The 17,925-nt window shown below is 58.1% G+C and carries 15 protein-coding genes; 9 read left to right on the top strand and 6 right to left on the bottom strand.

The window, feature by feature from the left end; genetic code table 11:
* Position 1: 1 nt before the first annotated feature.
* A complete protein-coding gene (locus tag D7I37_RS06890; protein ID WP_061799657.1) occupies positions 2–898 on the bottom strand; it encodes an acyltransferase in 897 nt (298 codons plus the stop codon).
* Between the two features lie 499 nt (positions 899–1,397).
* On the opposite strand from D7I37_RS06890, the gene polA reads away from it, so the two are divergent.
* Positions 1,398–4,199 carry a DNA polymerase I gene (gene polA / locus D7I37_RS06885; protein ID WP_095099868.1) on the top strand — a complete coding sequence of 934 codons (2,802 nt, stop codon included), beginning with the start codon at positions 1,398–1,400 and terminating at the stop codon, positions 4,197–4,199.
* Between the two features lie 519 nt (positions 4,200–4,718).
* Here the strand turns inward: polA and yihA are convergent.
* Positions 4,719–5,366 (bottom strand): ribosome biogenesis GTP-binding protein YihA/YsxC, encoded by a 648-nt coding sequence (yihA, locus tag D7I37_RS06880; RefSeq protein ID WP_061799654.1) that lies wholly within the window; start codon positions 5,364–5,366, stop codon positions 4,719–4,721.
* Between the two features lie 32 nt (positions 5,367–5,398).
* On the opposite strand from yihA, the gene D7I37_RS06875 reads away from it, so the two are divergent.
* The 3 genes from D7I37_RS06875 (at position 5,399) to hemN (ending at position 8,209) form a co-directional block, all read left to right on the top strand.
* Positions 5,399–5,644: a hypothetical protein gene (locus D7I37_RS06875; RefSeq protein ID WP_129543481.1), complete on the top strand. Its 246-nt coding sequence runs from the start codon at positions 5,399–5,401 to the stop codon at positions 5,642–5,644.
* Between the two features lie 457 nt (positions 5,645–6,101).
* On the top strand, positions 6,102–6,650 hold the full coding sequence (yihI, locus tag D7I37_RS06865; RefSeq protein ID WP_073970346.1) for a Der GTPase-activating protein YihI: 549 nt from the start codon (positions 6,102–6,104) through the stop codon (positions 6,648–6,650).
* Between the two features lie 185 nt (positions 6,651–6,835).
* Complete coding sequence (gene hemN / locus D7I37_RS06855) at positions 6,836–8,209, top strand: oxygen-independent coproporphyrinogen III oxidase (RefSeq protein WP_061799652.1); 1,374 nt, start codon at positions 6,836–6,838, stop codon at positions 8,207–8,209.
* 34 nt (positions 8,210–8,243) lie between these two features.
* On the opposite strand, the gene D7I37_RS26980 is transcribed toward hemN, so the two are convergent.
* The 4 genes from D7I37_RS26980 to glnA form a co-directional block, all read right to left on the bottom strand.
* Positions 8,244–8,366 carry a YshB family small membrane protein gene (locus tag D7I37_RS26980; protein WP_145957260.1) on the bottom strand — a complete coding sequence of 41 codons (123 nt, stop codon included), beginning with the start codon at positions 8,364–8,366 and terminating at the stop codon, positions 8,244–8,246.
* A gap of 113 nt (positions 8,367–8,479) precedes the next feature.
* Positions 8,480–9,892: a nitrogen regulation protein NR(I) gene (glnG, locus tag D7I37_RS06850; protein ID WP_061799651.1), complete on the bottom strand. Its 1,413-nt coding sequence runs from the start codon at positions 9,890–9,892 to the stop codon at positions 8,480–8,482.
* A gap of 8 nt (positions 9,893–9,900) precedes the next feature.
* Positions 9,901–10,950 carry a nitrogen regulation protein NR(II) gene (glnL, locus tag D7I37_RS06845; protein WP_061799650.1) on the bottom strand — a complete coding sequence of 350 codons (1,050 nt, stop codon included), beginning with the start codon at positions 10,948–10,950 and terminating at the stop codon, positions 9,901–9,903.
* A 186-nt stretch (positions 10,951–11,136) separates the two neighbouring features.
* Entirely contained in the window at positions 11,137–12,546 is a 1,410-nt protein-coding gene (gene glnA, locus D7I37_RS06840) for a glutamate--ammonia ligase (RefSeq protein ID WP_061799648.1), read from the bottom strand.
* 371 nt (positions 12,547–12,917) lie between these two features.
* On the opposite strand from glnA, the gene typA reads away from it, so the two are divergent.
* The 5 genes from typA to fabY all read left to right on the top strand — a co-directional run bounded on the left by typA (position 12,918) and on the right by fabY (position 17,902).
* Positions 12,918–14,741, top strand: coding sequence for a ribosome-dependent GTPase TypA (typA, locus tag D7I37_RS06835; RefSeq protein WP_061799646.1), 1,824 nt, complete (start codon positions 12,918–12,920; stop codon positions 14,739–14,741).
* A 170-nt stretch (positions 14,742–14,911) separates the two neighbouring features.
* Complete coding sequence (gene yihX / locus D7I37_RS06830) at positions 14,912–15,502, top strand: glucose-1-phosphatase (protein ID WP_061799644.1); 591 nt, start codon at positions 14,912–14,914, stop codon at positions 15,500–15,502.
* A 103-nt stretch (positions 15,503–15,605) separates the two neighbouring features.
* Entirely contained in the window at positions 15,606–16,499 is an 894-nt protein-coding gene (locus D7I37_RS06825) for a virulence factor BrkB family protein (RefSeq protein ID WP_129543480.1), read from the top strand.
* Positions 16,496–16,933: a D-aminoacyl-tRNA deacylase gene (gene dtd / locus D7I37_RS06820; RefSeq protein WP_061799642.1), complete on the top strand. Its 438-nt coding sequence runs from the start codon at positions 16,496–16,498 to the stop codon at positions 16,931–16,933. Before D7I37_RS06825 ends, dtd begins: the two co-directional genes overlap by 4 nt.
* A gap of 21 nt (positions 16,934–16,954) precedes the next feature.
* Positions 16,955–17,902, top strand: coding sequence for a fatty acid biosynthesis protein FabY (gene fabY, locus D7I37_RS06815; protein ID WP_061799640.1), 948 nt, complete (start codon positions 16,955–16,957; stop codon positions 17,900–17,902).
* Positions 17,903–17,925: the final 23 nt, after the last annotated feature.

Here is a 17,925-nt window from a genome sequence, read left to right as displayed (position 1 = left end):
TTTATCCATATTGGCGTTTCAGTTTATCCAACAGCCGATCTTTCTCCTGCCACAGCCTGTTCAGCCACAGTTGGAAACGCCGTTTGAACAGCTTGTCATTGAAGTAGTCGCCATGCATGGTCTCATCGATCGGTAGCATTTCGATTCTCACCACGATACGCGTCAGCCGCCCGCACAGCATATCCATAAAGGGATGGGCGTTATTTTCCGGATAAAGCAGGGTGACATTCAGTACCTTGTCGAACTGGCTGCCCAATGCGCTCAGCGTAAAGGCGATGCCGGCGGCTTTTGGCGCCAGCAAATTGCGATAGGGTGAACGGGTTTTAATTTTCTTGGCTTCGGTGAAGCGCGAGCCCTCGACAAAATTGACGATGGTGGTCGGCCGCTGGCGAAACTTCTCGCAGGAGCGGCGCGTGGTCTCGATATCCTTGCCGCGCCTTTCCGGATGCTTGAGCAAATAGGCGCGCGAGTAGCGTTTCATAAACGGCATATCCAGCGCCCAGCAGGCCAAGCCGACGAAGGGTACCCAGGCCAGCTGCTGCTTGAGGAAATATTTATTCATAGGGATATGGTTTCTGAACAATACGCACAGCACCACAATATCCGACCAGCTTTCATGATTGCTGATCAGCAGATACCAGTTTTTACGTTCCAGCCCTTCGAGACCTTCAATATCCCAACGCAGCCGCCAGTTAATGCGCAATAACAGCGCCAGCCCCTGGCACCAGCACCACATCATAAAATCGGCAAAGGCGGAGATACGCCGCCAAACGGCGGGGATGGGCACCAATAGCTTTACGATACCGGCCAGCGTGATGGGGATCGAACACAGCACCGTCACCAAAATGGTAAGCATGGCAGAAATGATAAAAATAACAGGGGCTAACAATTTTGGCATGGTTATGGGCTGACGGTTTATGGGAACATCGTTACATGGCGGAGTGCATGAACAAAAAAATATTTTAACAGAAACCGCCAAAGGAAAGCGCCGCTAAAAATCACTGTTTTCCCGCCGGGGCGAAATAGTCATTTGCTGGGTTTTCGTGCAACCTGCTCATCTTGTGCTATGGTAATTGAGGCGCTGAATTTGATTAATAGCGCGATTAAAATCCGATGCAAGTTATATCCACAAATTGAATAAAAGCCGATAATTATCCGTCGGTAAAAACCATTCATTTAACGCAGTGATTTCAATAGGAATTTTATTCTTAATTATAACGATGATCGCATCGTTATAATCCGTTATCTTTTCTATGCACAAAGTTATCCACAGCAGGGATCTTGTGGATCCTCTCGCACAATCCCATCATTTTCACCCGTAATGCACGCTAAGGTTCGTCTCCGGCGGCCACCTATGGCATGCTTACCGCTATGTCCGATCACGATAAAGAAACGCTATGGCCCAGATTGCAGAAAACCCATTAATCCTGGTTGACGGTTCCTCCTACCTCTACCGTGCTTACCACGCTTTCCCTCCGCTGACCAACTCGGCGGGCGAGCCGACCGGAGCGATGTACGGCGTGCTGAATATGCTGCGCAGCCTGTTGCTGCAGTACCAGCCCAGCCACGTTGCGGTGGTGTTTGATGCCAAAGGGAAAACCTTCCGCGATGAGCTGTTCGCAGAGTACAAGTCGCATCGGCCGCCGATGCCAGACGATCTGCGGGCGCAGATCGAGCCGCTGCACAAAATGGTCAAGGCGATGGGGCTGCCGCTGCTGGTCACGCCAGGCGTAGAGGCCGACGACGTTATCGGTACCCTGGCGCTGGAGGCGGAAAAAGCCGGCCATGCGGTGTTGATCAGCACCGGGGACAAAGACATGGCGCAGTTGGTCACGCCGAACGTCACCCTGATCAACACCATGAACAACAGCATTCTCGGTCCGCAGGAAGTGTGCGACAAGTACGGCATTCCGCCGGCGCTGATTATCGACTACCTGGCGCTGATGGGCGATGCCTCGGATAACATCCCGGGTGTGCCGGGCGTGGGCGAGAAAACCGCCCAGGCGCTGCTGCAGGGCGTGGGCGGACTGGATGCGCTGTACGGCAACCTGGACAGCATCGCCACGCTCAGCTTCCGCGGCGCCAAGACCATGGCCGCCAAGCTGGAGCAAAATAAAGAGGTGGCCTACCTCTCTTACCAGCTGGCGACGATCAAGACCGACGTCGAGCTGGAACTCTCCTGCGCCGATCTGGAGGTGTCCGCACCGGACGCCGACGTGCTGCAGCAGCTGTTCAAACAATATGAATTCAAACGCTGGCTGGCGGATGTGGAAGCCGGCGTCTGGCTGGAAAACAAAAAAGGCGCCGGGGTGAGAACCGCCGGTGCGGCGAAACCCGCCGCCGCCGCGCCGGAAGCGCCAAAGGCCGCAGCGGAAGCGAGACTGTCCCAGGACGGCTATGTCACCATTCTGGACGAAGACACCTTCGCCGTTTGGCTGCAGCGCTTGAAAAAGGCCGAGGTGTTCGCCTTTGATACCGAAACCGACGGCCTGGACACCCTGAGCGCCAACCTGATTGGCCTGTCGTTCGCCGTGGCGCCGGGCGAAGCCGCCTACCTGCCGGTGGCGCATGATTATCTGGACGCGCCTGCGCAGCTGGATCGCGCCTATGTGCTGGAAACGCTCAAACCGCTGCTGGAAGACGAAAAGGCGCTGAAGGTCGGGCAAAACCTGAAGTTCGATATGAGCCTGCTGGCGCGCTATGGCATTAATATGCGCGGCATCGCCTTCGACACCATGCTCGAATCCTACGTGCTGGACAGCGTCGGCGGCCGCCATGATATGGACAGCCTGGCCGACCGCTATTTGGGCCATAAGACCATCACCTTTGAAGAGATCGCCGGCAAGGGCAAAAACCAGCTGACGTTCAACCAAATCGCCCTGGAGCAGGCGGCGCCCTACGCCGCGGAAGACGCCGACGTCACGCTGCAGCTGCATTTGGCGATGTGGCCGCAGCTGCAGCAAAGCGCCGAACTGCTGACGGTGTTCAATCAGATTGAGATGCCGTTGTTGCCGGTGCTGTCGCATATCGAACGTACCGGGGTGCTGATCGACCCGGCTATCCTGGCTGCCCATTCGCAGGAGCTGGCCAAGCGCCTCGGCGAGCTGGAAATTCAGGCGCATGAGTTGGCGGAAGAACCCTTTAACCTGGCGTCGACCAAACAGCTGCAGGCGATCCTGTATGAGAAGCAAAAGCTGCCGGTGCTGAAGAAAACCCCGGGCGGCGCGCCATCGACCAATGAAGAGGTGCTGGCCGAGCTGGCGCTGGATTATCCTTTGCCTAAGGTGATCCTGGAGTACCGCGGCCTGGCGAAGCTGAAAACCACCTATACCGATAAGCTGCCGCTGATGATCAATCCGGTCAGCGGTCGGGTGCACACCTCTTATCATCAGGCGGTAACGGCTACCGGGCGTCTCTCGTCCAGCGATCCGAACCTGCAGAACATCCCGGTGCGCAACGACGAAGGCCGGCGCATTCGCCAGGCGTTTATCGCGCCCGAGGGCTACCGCATCGTCGCGGCCGACTATTCGCAAATCGAACTGCGCATCATGGCGCATCTGTCGCAGGACGAAGGGCTGCTGAAGGCCTTTGCCGAGGGTAAAGACATTCACCGCGCTACGGCAGCCGAGGTGTTTGGCGTGCCGCTGGACAAAGTTACCGGCGAGCAGCGCCGCAGCGCCAAAGCGATCAACTTTGGCCTGATTTACGGCATGAGCGCCTTCGGCCTGGCGCGCCAGCTGGGGATCCCGCGCGGCGAAGCCCAGCGCTATATGGACCTCTACTTCGAGCGTTACCCCGGGGTGCTGGATTACATGGAACGCACTCGTCAGCAGGCCGCTGAGCAGGGCTACGTCAGCACTCTGGACGGTCGCCGCTTGTACCTGCCGGACGTGCGCTCCAGCAACGGCATGCGCCGCAAGGCCGCAGAGCGCGCGGCGATCAACGCCCCGATGCAGGGCACCGCCGCGGATATTATCAAGCGGGCGATGATCGAAGTCGACGCCTGGCTGCAGGGGCAGGAGCAGCCGTTGGTGCGCATGATCATGCAGGTACACGATGAACTGGTGTTCGAGGTGCATGAATCGGTGATTGAAGCGTCCAGCGATCGCATCCGCGAACTGATGGAAAGCAGCATGGCGCTGGCGGTGCCGCTGAAGGTGGATGTCGGCGTGGGCATCAACTGGGATGAAGCGCATTGATCGCCCGGTTATCGCCAGATGCGCTAACTGGCGATAACCTAAGCACTTTTCGTAATTAAGCTACAAGATGCGGCGATTGTTTCCGCAACTTCGCCATTCTTGAGCGTTAAATTGTGTAAGTAAACTACAAAAAATTCTTTTGCCCTGCGAAAAAATGAGGTAGAGTTACAGACGTAGGGTACAGAGGTAAGATGTTCTATCTTTCAGACCTTTTACTTCACGTAATCGGATTTGGCTGAATATTTAGCCGCCCCAGTCAGTATTGACTGGGGCGTTTTTTATTGTAAAAACAGCGAAAAACCATAAGTTTTCCCTATCTCGCCCGCCGCTTTTTCCATCGCCTCGCCAGCTCGCCAGCCCCGATATCCGGGCAGGGAGTTCAATTTATCCGATAAGTTTTTATGATGGCTTTTTGTCAGAATTGTAATTAGATAACAAAAAAGCGCAGTTATCGCCGAAAGACGCGCATAAAAAAACCGATGCGTTACCGCATCGGCTCTGACGACGTGCCGGACGATTTTACTCGCCGTCGGCGTCTTCTTCCGGCAGCACTTCCGGCGGGATCTCATTGAACCAGGTATTCAGCTTCTGGCTCAGCTTGTCGACGCCGATTTTTTTCGGTGAAGAGAAGGCTTCAACCTGAATATCGCCCATAAACGGCAGCACCGCTTCCCGCACCATGTTGAGCTGCGCCTTGCGCGCGCCCGAGGCCAGCTTGTCGGCCTTGGTCAGCAACACCAGCACCGGGGTGCCGACGTCGACCGCCCACTGGATCATCTGCTGGTCGAGATCTTTCAGCGGGTGACGAATATCCATCAGCACCACCAGGCCTTTCAGGCAGTTGCGCATTTGCAGGTATTCACCCAGCGCGCGCTGCCATTTGCGCTTCATCTCTTCCGGCACTTCGGCATAGCCATAGCCCGGCAGGTCGACCAGGCGAATGCCTTCTTCCACTTCGAACAGGTTGATCAGCTGGGTACGTCCCGGCGTTTTACTGGTTCGCGCCAGGCTTTTTTGGTTGGTCAGGGTATTTAACGCGCTGGACTTGCCGGCGTTGGAGCGGCCGGCGAACGCGACTTCAATACCTTCATCCCCCGGCAGATGGCGAATATCGGGCGCACTGGTGACGAAGTGGGTCACATGATAATTGTAATTCTTGCTGGTCAAAATTTTTCGTCTCCGTGAGGATGGCTAACTGGTTGGCGATTATAACTGCATCAGCGGTAAAAATGGTGTGTTTCTCTGTTTTTAAGCGGCTGGCCAGCAGGGAGTGGCAGTTATGCCGGGCGAAGCCTGTGAGACATTTGCCATTCGAATCGAGGGTAATGTCGCTTTATTCGAAAGTGGTTTTTATTCTTTTCGTTAAAAAACAAACAATTAATTTTCCGTTGCGCACCAGCGGCGCGGTAAACGGCGGTAAGTACCTTGAGCCGCCGGGGCAATAACGTAAAGTAGCGGTTAACGCAGGGTTGCGCAGGATTAGGGAACATCCGGGACGGATGAAAAATCTCAGGGAACGCACCGGACGTGCAATGAGTGCCAGGATGAGTACAGAAGGAATTGACCCCTTTCGCACCTGAATGCGCGAAATGGCACAGGGATGGTGAAGTTATTGCAGTGAGGACGCCCGCAGGATGCGCGCTCAGGAAGAGCGGATGCGAACGGATTGCGCCATGGAGGATTTTCCTTTCAGGATGAAGGACGTAGTGGCAGGGAATGCGGTTATAGCAGAGGGAAAAACCGGGATGTTGCGTGTGCGCATGGAGCGCGTAGCAGAAATAACCTTCGCAAGAAGGTGCGAAATAGGCGGCAGGTTTAACCTGCCGCCTTTTTTCTTTGTCTGCTTTCTGCTAGATTCCGCCGCAATTCTATACTGAATCTACATACCTAAGAGCGTAAGCCATGAACCAGCCATCAAAAGCACCTCGCGCGCCTCGCAGCAGCGCGGCGAAGCCGAAAACGAAAAAGAAAAGCCGTGTGGAGCTCGATCAGGAAGCCCGCGAGCGCAAGCGTCTGAAAAAGCGCCGCGGTCATGCTTCCGGCTCCCGCACCCAGGTTGAATCCGACAGCCAGAAAAACAAATCAGCCGCACAGGCCAAAGATCCGCGCATCGGCAGCAAGGTGCCGGTAGCGCTGGTGGTTGACGCCAAGGCGAAAGCCAAGCCGCAGCCGAAACCGAAGGCCGAGGCCAAACCGCGCCTGTCGCCGGAAGAAGAGCTGGCGAAGCTGGAAAATGACGAACGCCTGGATGCATTGCTGGATCGCATCGACGACGGCGAAACGCTGAATGCCGAAGAGCAGGCCTATGTCGATCAGACGCTGGACCGCATCGATGTACTGATGGAGCTGTTGGGCATCGAGCTGGGTGAAGACGAAGACGACGAAGAAGAAGAAAAACAGGAGGACATCCTGAAGCTGCTGAAAGGCGGTAACCCGAAAGACGTATTTTAACGCGTCATGTGGCCGATCCCGACAATAGCCCTACTCTTGATGTGTTATCTGCTGTGGTTATTCGGTAAACTGTGGCGGCTGTCTAAGCGCAAAGCGCGTTTTCGCAGCGCTTCCGCGGCCAGACAGCGTAGACAACTGCCCATTTCCCGGCCCGGTAGAAAAAAATGTCGGAAGGAGTGAGCAGCATGTCAGAGCAGGCAATCGTCTGGGATTTGGCCCTGATCCAAAAATATAACTATTCGGGGCCGCGTTACACCTCGTACCCCACGGCGCTGGAGTTTAACCAGCGCTACGACGAAGCGGCGTTTCAACGCGCCGCGGTGCGTTACCCCGATCGTCCGCTGTCGCTGTACGTGCATATCCCGTTTTGCCATAAGCTGTGTTATTTCTGCGGCTGCAACAAGCTGGTGACTCGCCAGACGCACAAGGCTGATGAATATCTGCAGATGCTGGCGCATGAGATAGCCCAGCGCGCGCCGCTGTTTGCCGGCCGCCAGGTGGGGCAGATGCACTGGGGCGGCGGCACGCCGACCTACCTGACCAAAGCGCAAATCAGCCGGCTGGTGGCGTTGTTGCGCCAGCATTTTGACTTTCTGCCCGACGCGGAAATGTCGATTGAAGTGGATCCGCGCGAGATTGAGCTGGACGTGCTCGATCACTTGCGCAGCGAGGGCTTTAATCGTCTGAGCATGGGCGTGCAGGATTTCAACAAACAGGTACAGCAGCTGGTCAACCGCGAGCAGGATGAAGATTTCATTTTTGCCCTGATCGCCCGCGCCAAGGCGCTCGGTTTCCGTTCGACCAATATCGATCTGATCTACGGCCTGCCGAAGCAAACGCCGGAAAGCTTCGCCTTCACGCTGCAACGGGTGGCGGAGCTGGCGCCGGATCGTCTCAGCGTGTTCAATTATGCGCATTTGCCGAGCCTGTTCGCCGCCCAGCGCAAAATCAAGGATGCCGATCTGCCCAGCGCCCGGCAGAAGCTGGATATCCTGCAGCAGAGCATCGCGTTCCTGACCGGCGCCGGCTACCGGTTTATCGGCATGGACCACTTTGCGCGCCCGGACGACGAGCTGGCGATCGCCCAGCGCGAAGGCAAGCTGCACCGCAATTTCCAGGGGTACACCACCCAGGGCGACAGCGATCTGCTGGGGCTGGGCGTTTCCGCCATCAGCATGCTCGGCGACAGCTATGCGCAGAACCAGAAAGAGCTGAAGAGCTACTACGGCAGCGTAGAGGCGCAGGGCCACGCGCTGTGGCGCGGCCTGGCGATGACGGAAGACGACTGTCTGCGGCGCGATGTGATCAAAACGCTGATCTGCAACTTCGGGCTGGATTATCAGGCTGTCGAGCGGCAATACGGCGTCGACTTCGCCGCTTATTTTGCCGAGGATCTGCAACTGCTGGCGCCGTTTGAGCGCGATGGGCTGGTGGAGCGTGATGCAACAGGCATTCGCGTGACGCCGCGCGGCCGATTGCTGATCCGCAACATTTGCATGTGCTTCGATATCTACCTGCGCCAGCAGGCGCGCAATCAACAATTTTCCCGGGTGATTTGACGATGAAAAAACAGCCGCTGATGCGGCTGTTTTTTTAGCTGAAGAAGTTAAGCAGCGCGGCGCACAGCAGCGCGGCAACGGCCGCCTGCGGGGTGTGGCCGGCGGCGGAACCCAGTTCCGCGCCTTGGGAAATGAATGCGATGAATGAATCCAGCATCGTCAGCCTCCAGAGTGTGCGACCCGATCATACTGCGCCCGCACGGGCTGTAAAGCCTGGCACCGTCGATTTTTTGTGCGCCGGATTGCGTTTTTTATCATCGGCGCCGCCACCTATTCCATTCCCAACTCTTTCAGCTTGCGGGTCAGGGTGTTGCGCCCCCAGCCCAGCAGCCGTGCGGCCTCCTGCTTATGTCCCTGCGTATGACGCAAAGCGGTGGTGAGCAGGGTGCGCTCCATTTCCGGCTGCGCCTCCGACAGCAGGTTTTGATGACCGGAACGCAGCGCGCGATCGGCCCACTGCGCCAACAGCGTGGCCCAGCTGTCCGGCAGGCTGTGCCCGGCGCTTTCCGGCGCGGCGGTTTCAAACAGCTCGCCCGGCAGATCCTGAATCAGCACCTCCTGCCCGGCGGCCATCACGGTCAGCCAGCGGCAGGTGTTCTCCAACTGGCGCACGTTGCCCGGCCAGGGCAGGCGAGTCAGGGCGGTTTCGGTTTCCGGGTGCAGGTTTTTCGCCTCCACGCCCAGCTCTTTGGCCGCAACCTGCAGGAAGTAGCGCGCCAGCCGCGGAATGTCCTCACGCCGCTCGCGCAGCGGCGGCAAGTGCACGCGGATCACGTTCAGGCGGTGGAACAGATCCTCACGGAACTTGCCCTCCTGCACCCGCAGCTCCAGATTCTGGTGGGTGGCGGCGATGATGCGCACGTCGACCTTGACCGGCGCATAGCCGCCGACCCGGTAGAACTGGCCGTCCGCCAGCACGCGCAGCAAGCGCGTCTGCACGTCCAGCGGCATGTCGCCGATCTCGTCGAGAAACAGCGTGCCGCCGTCGGCCTGTTCAAAGCGCCCCTGGCGGATCTGGTTGGCGCCGGTGAACGCGCCTTTTTCGTGGCCGAACAGCTCGGACTCGATCAGATCTTTGGGAATGGCGGCCATATTCAGGGCGATAAACGGCGATTTGGCGCGCGGGCTGTGGCGGTGCAGCGCATGGGCCACCAGCTCTTTGCCGGTGCCGGATTCGCCGTTGATCAGCACGCTGATCGACGACCGCGACAGGCGCCCGATGATGCGGAACACGTCCTGCATCGCCGGGGCTTCGCCGATGATGTCCGCCGCCGGATCGCTGGCAGGCTGGCTGCGCGCCGGCTGCTGCTGTTCCTGATAGTGGCTGATGGCGCGTTCGACCAGCGCCACCGCTTCATCGATATCAAACGGCTTCGGCAGGTAATCGAAGGCGCCTTGCTGATAGGCGCTGACGGCGGCGTCCAGATCCGAATGCGCGGTCATTATGATGACCGGAAGCATCGGGTGACGCTGTTTTATCTGTTTCAGCAGCGCCAAACCGTCCATCCCCGGCATGCGGATATCGGACAGCAATACGTCGGGAGTTTGCGTGGCCAAGGCTTCCAGCACGTCATTGCCGCTGTCGAAGGTGGCGCAGCTGACACCGGCTCCCGTGAGCGCACGTTCAAGCACCCAGCGGATGGAGCTATCGTCATCGACGATCCAGACTATCCCTCGTTGCATAGCAAACCTCACTGACGAATGGGCAGGTAGACCGAAAACTCGGTATGGCCTGGCCAACTGTTGAATTCAATTTTTCCGCAATGCTGATCGATCAGATTGCGGGCGATGGATAACCCCAGGCCGGTGCCGCCTTCACGGCCGCTGACCATCGGGTAGAACAGGGTATCCTGTAGCTGCGCCGGTACGCCGGGGCCGTCATCTTCGATATCGATGCGCGCCGCCAGCCGATAACGGGTGCCGTGCAGGGTGATTTGGAACGCGGTGCGGGTGCGCAGCGTAATGGTGCCGCCGGCTTCGCCCAGCGCCTGCAGCGCATTGCGGGTGATGTTCAGCAGCACCTGCTCGATCTGGTCCGGGTCATGGGCCATTTCCGGCAGGCTCGGATCATAGTCGCGCACCAGGGTGACGTTATCCGGTTTCTCCAGCGACACCAGCTGGCAAACGCGCTCCGCCACCTGGTGAATGCTCTGGGTGATGTGCTGGCCCGGCCGCTGAGGCCCCAGCAGGCGGTCGACCAGGTTGCGCAGGCGATCGGCCTGTTCGATGATCACCTTGGTGTATTCGGTCAGCGCCGGATCGGGCAGCGCCTTGGCCAGCAGCTGCGCTGCGCCGCGCAGGCCGCCCAGCGGGTTTTTGATCTCGTGAGCCAGACCGCGCACCAGATCGCGGGCGGCCACCTGTTGCGCATGCTGCAGCTGTTCCTGGCTCAGGCGGCGTTGGTTGTCCATCGGCGCCAGCTCGACCAGGATATAGCCCTCAGGCAGCGCCTGAGCGGTCAGGGAGAGGATATGCGCGCGTCCGTCGACCACCAGAGTCACTTCGTTGTCGGTGAAGCCCTGGCCGGCGTGGAGGCTCTCACGCATCAAATCGACGTTCAGCGAAAAATAGCCGAGCAAATCGGGCAGCGGCGTACCGAAAAGTTTACGGGAACTTTGCGCCAGCAGCTGTTGTGCCGCCGGGTTGGCGTAATGAACCGCCAGAGAGTCATCCAACAGCAGAATGCTGTTGATGAGAGAATTGAGGATCTGCCCTGCGTCGGGCAGCTTGCCAGTTGCCATACAGCAGACTCCTGCACCTTTTTAGTGCGTCTATCCTACTCCATCCCCGAAGGGCGCGGTACGGAATAGTTTTGCAGAAAATACGGTGGAGAAAAAAACCCATCCGAAGATGGGCTGAAAGTTTCCACGGCAACAAAAAAACGACAACTAAAATTTGGGCGCCGTCCGCAGACGGCGCGGTCTGGCTTAAACGCTGTAGTACAGTTCGAACTCAACCGGGTGTGGCGTCATGCGCACGCGGTCCATTTCTTCTTTGCGCAGTTCGATGTAAGCATCGATCGCATCGTCGGTGAACACGCCGCCGCGGGTCAGGAACTCGCGGTCTTCGTTCAGTGCGGCCATGGCTTCATCCAGCGAGCCCGCCACTTTTGGGATCTCGGCTTCTTCTTCCGGCGGCAGGTCATACAGGTTTTTGTCCATCGCGTCGCCAGGGTGGATCTTGTTGATGATGCCGTCCAGGCCGGCCATCAGCAGTGCGGCGAAGCACAGGTATGGGTTGGCCGCCGGATCCGGGAAGCGGGCTTCGATACGGCGCGCTTTCGGGCTGGCGACCACCGGAATACGGATGGAGGCGGAGCGGTTACGCGCTGAGTAAGCCAGCATCACCGGCGCTTCGTAGCCCGGGACCAGACGCTTGTAGGAGTTGGTGGTCGGGTTGGACAGGGCGTTGATCGCTTTGGCGTGCTTGATGATGCCGCCGATGTAGAACAGGGCGGTTTCAGACAGGCCGCCGTATTTGTCGCCGGCGAACAGGTTGGTGCCGTTCTTGGACAGCGACATGTGGCAGTGCATGCCGGAACCGTTGTCGCCGAACATTGGCTTCGGCATGAAGGTCGCGGTTTTGCCGAAGGCGTGCGCCACGTTGTGCACCACGTATTTGTAGATCTGGATTTCGTCGGCTTTTTTGGTCATGGTATTGAAGCGGGTAGCCACTTCGTTCTGACCTGCGGTGGCCACTTCGTGGTGGTGCGCTTCAACCACCAGACCCATTTCTTCCATGGTCAGACACATGGTGGAACGGATGTCCTGCGAAGAGTCGACCGGAGGAACCGGGAAGTAACCGCCTTTCACCGCCGGGCGGTGGCCTTTGTTGCCGCCGTCGTAGGTGGTGCCGGAGTTCCATGCGCCTTCGATATCGTCGATGGCCACGTGGGAACCGCGGATGCTGCTGCCGAAACGAATGTCATCGAACAGGAAGAATTCTGGCTCCGGCCCGAACAGCACGGTATCCGCGATGCCGGAAGAGCGCAGGAAGTCTTCCGCACGCTTGGAGATGGAGCGCGGGTCGCGGTCGTAGCCCTGCATGGTGCCCGGCTCGAGAATGTCGCAGCGGATGATCAGGGTGGATTCTTCGAAGAACGGATCCAGTACCGCCGTGCTGGCGTCCGGCATCAGCACCATGTCAGATTCGTTGATGCCCTTCCAACCGCCGATCGAGGAGCCGTCAAACATTTTGCCTTCTTCGAAGAAGTCGGCGTTCACCTGATGAGCAGGGATGGTGACGTGTTGTTCCTTACCCTTGGTGTCAGTGAAACGCAGGTCTACGAATTTCACTTCATGCTCATTCAGCATCGTCAAAACGTGTTCAGCGGACATACTTAACTCTCCCGGATTTATCATTGTCGTCGTCGTGGAACGAATCTGTGGAACTGGCTTTTTTTCGCCTTGAAAAGACTAAAGCGAAAACTGTGCCAACTTTTCAAAAGGGCTTTCATCGCCTTTCTGTGCGGGTTTTGCACAAACCCAGTATGCACCATCAGTGATGCAATGCACCACAATAGTGCAAATTGAGTGGGCGGTGGCACCGAAATGGTGCAAAAGTGCGTCGATGGCGACTTTTTGCACCGTGAAAGGGATCACAAACTGACCTGTACGCAGTTGTTTATAAGAGATGGTTGTGATCTTGTTTAGTACCTCGCTTAATACGTGTACAATAGCGCGCTATTTCTAATGCCTGAGGCAAAGCTGTGATCGAAAATTTGCGTAACATCGCCATTATTGCCCACGTTGACCATGGTAAAACCACCCTGGTTGATAAGCTGCTGCAACAATCCGGTACTTTCGGAGAGCGTGTAGAAGCCACCGAACGCGTAATGGACTCCAACGATTTGGAGAAAGAGCGTGGGATTACCATCCTCGCAAAAAACACCGCCATTAATTGGAAAGACTACCGCATCAACATCGTGGATACCCCAGGACACGCCGACTTCGGCGGTGAGGTAGAGCGTGTGATGTCAATGGTCGACTCGGTGCTGCTGGTTGTGGATGCAATGGATGGCCCTATGCCGCAAACCCGCTTCGTGACCAAGAAGGCCTTCGCCAACGGTCTGAAGCCGATCGTGGTAATCAACAAGGTTGACCGTCCTGGCGCGCGTCCTGACTGGGTTGTCGATCAGGTGTTCGACCTGTTCGTTAACCTCGACGCGACCGACGAGCAGCTCGATTTCCCAATCATCTATGCATCCGCACTGATGGGCATCGCCGGCAACGACCACAACGACATGGCGGAAGACATGACCCCGCTGTATCAGGCGATCGTCGACCACGTGTCCGCGCCGCAGGTTGAGCTGGAAGCGCCATTCCAGATGCAGATCTCGCAGCTGGACTACAACAACTACCTGGGCGTGATCGGCATCGGCCGCATCAAGCGCGGTAAAGTGAAGCCAAACCAGCAGGTCACCATCATCGACAGCGAAGGTAAAACTCGCAACGGTAAAGTGGGCAAAGTGCTGGGTCACATGGGTCTGGAGCGTATCGAGTCCTCTCTGGCCGAAGCTGGCGACATCATCGCCATCACCGGTCTGGGCGAGCTGAACATCTCCGACACCATCTGCGACACCAACGCCGTTGAAGCGCTGCCGGCGTTGTCCGTTGATGAACCTACCGTCAGCATGTTCTTCAACGTCAACACCTCGCCGTTCTGCGGTAAAGAAGGCAAATTCGTGACTTCTCGCCAAATCCTTGAGCGTCTGAACAAGGAACTGGTGCACAACGTGGCGCTGCGCGTTGAAGAAACCGAAGATGCCGACGCGTTCCGCGTTTCAGGCCGTGGCGAGCTGCACCTGTCCGTGCTGATCGAAAACATGCGTCGTGAAGGTTTCGAACTGGCGGTATCCCGCCCGAAAGTTATCTTCCGTGAAATCGACGGCCGCAAACAAGAGCCGTTCGAAAACGTGACGCTGGACATCGAAGAGCAGCATCAGGGCTCGGTGATGCAGGCCATGGGTGAGCGTAAAGCCGACCTGAAAAACATGGATCCGGACGGTAAGGGCCGCGTGCGTCTCGACTACGTGATCCCAAGCCGCGGCTTGATCGGCTTCCGTAACGAATTCATGACCATGACTTCCGGTACCGGTCTGCTGTATTCCACCTTCAGCCACTACGACGACGTCCGTCAGGGTGAAGTGGGCCAGCGTCAGAACGGCGTGCTGATCTCCAACGGTCAGGGTAAAGCGGTAGCGTTCGCCCTGTACGGTCTGCAAGATCGCGGCAAGCTGTTCCTCGGCCACGGCGCGGAAGTGTATGAAGGCCAGATCATCGGTATTCACTCACGCTCCAACGACCTGACCGTGAACTGCCTGACCGGCAAGAAACTGACCAACATGCGTGCTTCCGGTACCGACGAAGCGACTACCCTGGTTCCCGCCATCAAAATGACCCTGGAGCAAGCTCTGGAATTCATCGATGACGACGAACTGGTAGAAGTGACGCCAACCTCGATCCGTATCCGCAAGCGTCACCTGACGGAGAACGATCGTAAGCGTGCCAGCCGCGGTCCTAAAGACGCGTAATCGCTGATTTAGTGGTCCATGCTTAGGGCGCAGTTCATCATTGCGCCCTGAGTTTTTTCCTCTGTCATTCCCCGTTTGTGCGGCGCGCTATGCGCTTTTCCGTTCGTTCCCTGTTCAGCCCCTCTTTTTCCCGCTACAGTGAAATCTCACCGGCCCATCAGGAGAGGACTATGCTGTATATCTTTGATTTAGGTAATGTGATCGTCGATATCGATTTCAAACGTGTACTGGGTGTATGGAGCAATTTGAGCGGCACGCCGCTGGCGGTGCTGGCCGATCGTTTCACCATGGGTGAGGTGTTCCAGCAGCACGAGCGCGGTGAAATCAGCGACGAAGACTTTGCCGGCAAGCTGTGTGAGGAGATGGGCATCGCGCTCAGTTTCGAACAGTTCGCCACCGGCTGGCAGGCGGTATTCGTCGCCCTGCGCCCGGAGGTGATCGACATCATGCAACGCCTGCGCGGCGAAGGCCACCGGGTGGTGGTGCTGTCGAACACCAACCGCCTGCACTGCAACTACTGGCCGCAGCACTATCCTGAAGTGGCCGCCGCGGCGGACCATCTGTATCTGTCGCAGGATCTCGGCATGCGCAAGCCGGACGCCGCTATCTATCAGCACGTGCTGAACGCGGAAAACGCCGCTGCGGAGAACGCGGTGTTCTTCGACGATCATCCGGCGAACGTCGCCGCCGCGCAGGCCTTGGGGATCAAGGCGGTGCACGTGACCGATCGCGACGTGGTGCCGGCCTATTTTGCCCAATGAGCGCGACGCGTTAAGCTTAAGGCGTGCATACCCGCTGCAGCGCCCTTGTTTCACCTATTCGCCCGCAGGCTGCAACGGGTAAAACTGACATCAAGGAGCGAGCATGTCGTTTTTCCGCCGCAAGAAGCTGCCTTCTGCGATTAAACCCGGCGTCACCTTCGGCCGGCTGTTGATCCAGCGCGTCGACAGCGACGGCCTGACCATGCTGGCGGGCCATCTCGCCTATGTATCGCTGCTGTCGCTGGTGCCCCTGGTCACCGTGGTGTTCGCGCTGTTTGCCGCGTTCCCGATGTTTTCCGACATCAGCGTGCAGCTGAAAAGCTTCATTTTTTCCAATTTCATGCCGGCCGCCGGCAACGTGATCCAAAGTTATCTGGAACAGTTTGTCGCCAATTCCAACAAGATGACCGCCGTCGGCACCTGCGGGCTGATCGTCACCGCGCTGCTGCTGATCTCTTCGGTAGACAGCGTGCTGAACACCATCTGGCGCAGCAAGAACAAGCGGCCGATCGTCTTCTCCTTCGCGGTGTACTGGATGGTGCTGACCCTGGGGCCGCTGCTGGTGGGCGCCAGCATGGCCATCAGCTCCTACCTGCTGTCGCTTAACTGGCTGGCGCAAACCGGCGTTAACAGCCTGGTGGATCAGGTGCTGCGCATTTTTCCGCTGATCCTGTCGTGGATCTCGTTCTGGCTGTTGTACTGCATCGTGCCGACGGTGCGGGTGCCGCCGAAAGACGCGCTGATCGGCGCGCTGGTGGCCGGGCTGTTATTCGAACTGGGCAAGAAGGGGTTTGCGCTGTACGTCACCATGTTCCCGTCCTATCAGCTGATTTACGGCGTGCTGGCGGTGATCCCCATTTTATTCCTGTGGGTCTACTGGAGCTGGTGTATCGTGTTGCTTGGCGCGGAAATCACCGTCACTATCGGCGAATACCGCGACTACCGCCGCCAGAAGGCGGAACAACAAGAACAGCATCAGGAAGGGCAGGAGTTATGATTGCGTTAATTCAGCGGGTGTTGAACGCCAGCGTTACGGTCAAGGGAGAGACGGTAGGCAAGATTGGCCCCGGTTTGTTAGTGTTATTGGGCGTGGAACAGGACGATAACGAGCAAAAGGCCGAGCGCCTGTGTGAGCGCGTATTGGGTTACCGCATCTTCGGCGATGAGCACGACAAGATGAATCTCAACGTCCAGCAGGCGGGAGGCAGCGTGCTGGTGGTATCGCAGTTCACCCTGGCGGCGGACACCCGCAAGGGCATGAGGCCCGGTTTCTCGCGCGGCGCGGAGCCTTCGGCCGCCGATCGGCTGTATCAATATTTTGTTGGCCAGTGCCGCGAGCGCGGCGTAGCGACCCAAACCGGCGAGTTCGCCGCCGACATGCAGGTGGCGTTGGTGAACGATGGGCCGGTGACATTCTGGCTACAGGTTTAAGCATTCGGAGATAAGGCGTCTATGTATCACCTACGAGTACCCGTAACAGAGCAAGAACTGAAGGATTATTACCAGTTTCGCTGGGAAATGCTGCGCAAGCCGCTGCACCAGCCGGTGGGTTCGGAAAAGGATGCCTATGACGCCATGGCGCATCACCAAATGGTGGTGGACGAGGGCGGAAAAATTGTCGCCATTGGGCGGCTGTATATCAATGCCGACAACGAGGCGGCAATCCGCTTCCTGGCTGTCGACCCTACGGTGCAGGACAAAGGGCTGGGCACGCTGGTGGCGATGACCCTGGAATCCGTGGCGCGGCAGGAAGGCGTTAAACGCGTGGTGTGTAGCGCTCGCGAGGACGCGGTGGATTTCTTCGGCAAGTTGGGCTTCGTCAATCAGGGCGAGATCACGGCGCCGCAGACCACCCCCATTCGGCACTTTCTGATGATAAAGCCGGTGGCGACGCTGGACGATATTCTGCACCGCCCCGACTGGTGCGGCCAGCTGCAGCAGGCCTGGTACGATCATATCCCGCTGAGCGAAAAGATGGGCGTGCGCATCAGCCAATACACCGGGCAGCGCTTCGTCACCACCATGCCGGAAACCGGCAATCAAAACCCGCACCATACGCTGTTCGCCGGCAGCCTGTTCTCGCTGGCTACCTTGACCGCCTGGGGATTGATCTGGCTGCTGCTGCGCGAGCGCCATCTGGGCGGCACCATCATCTTGGCCGACGCGCATATTCGTTACAGCAAACCGATCACCGGCCGGCCGCGAGCGGTGGCGGATCTCGGCTCACTGAGCGGCGATCTGGCGCGTCTGGCGCGCGGCCGCCGCGCGCGCGTGCAGGCTGAGGTGCATTTGTTCGGCGATGACGATAAAGGCGCGGTATTTGAAGGCACCTACATGGTGTTGCCGGCCGAGCCGGAGGTTCCTCTGGATCAGGGTGGCTGTGAGCCGCTAGAGCATTGATTGCCCGGCCCCCGCTGCGGGGG

Origin of the sequence: Serratia sp. 1D1416 (assembly GCF_003641105.1) — a bacterium.
GTDB classification, from domain to species: Bacteria; Pseudomonadota; Gammaproteobacteria; order Enterobacterales; family Enterobacteriaceae; genus Serratia; species Serratia ficaria.
Note: the sequence above shows the minus strand (reverse complement) of the source record. Positions and strands in the feature narration are given on the sequence as shown.

Bases quoted from the DNA above. Each gene is read 5' to 3' on its own strand.
- dtd (WP_061799642.1), top strand. From the start codon at position 16,496: ATGATTGCGTTAATTCAGCGGGTGTTGAACGCCAGCGTTACGGTCAAG.
- D7I37_RS06825 (WP_129543480.1), top strand. From the start codon at position 15,606: ATGTCGTTTTTCCGCCGCAAGAAGCTGCCTTCTGCGATTAAACCCGGC.
- glnG (WP_061799651.1), bottom strand. From the start codon at position 9,892: ATGCAACGAGGGATAGTCTGGATCGTCGATGACGATAGCTCCATCCGC.
- yihX (WP_061799644.1), top strand. From the start codon at position 14,912: ATGCTGTATATCTTTGATTTAGGTAATGTGATCGTCGATATCGATTTC.
- glnL (WP_061799650.1), bottom strand. From the start codon at position 10,950: ATGGCAACTGGCAAGCTGCCCGACGCAGGGCAGATCCTCAATTCTCTC.
- yihI (WP_073970346.1), top strand. From the start codon at position 6,102: ATGAACCAGCCATCAAAAGCACCTCGCGCGCCTCGCAGCAGCGCGGCG.
- glnA (WP_061799648.1), bottom strand. From the start codon at position 12,546: ATGTCCGCTGAACACGTTTTGACGATGCTGAATGAGCATGAAGTGAAA.
- polA (WP_095099868.1), top strand. From the start codon at position 1,398: ATGGCCCAGATTGCAGAAAACCCATTAATCCTGGTTGACGGTTCCTCC.
- D7I37_RS26980 (WP_145957260.1), bottom strand. From the start codon at position 8,366: ATGCTGGATTCATTCATCGCATTCATTTCCCAAGGCGCGGAACTGGGT.
- fabY (WP_061799640.1), top strand. From the start codon at position 16,955: ATGTATCACCTACGAGTACCCGTAACAGAGCAAGAACTGAAGGATTAT.
- D7I37_RS06890 (WP_061799657.1), bottom strand. From the start codon at position 898: ATGCCAAAATTGTTAGCCCCTGTTATTTTTATCATTTCTGCCATGCTT.
- hemN (WP_061799652.1), top strand. From the start codon at position 6,836: ATGTCAGAGCAGGCAATCGTCTGGGATTTGGCCCTGATCCAAAAATAT.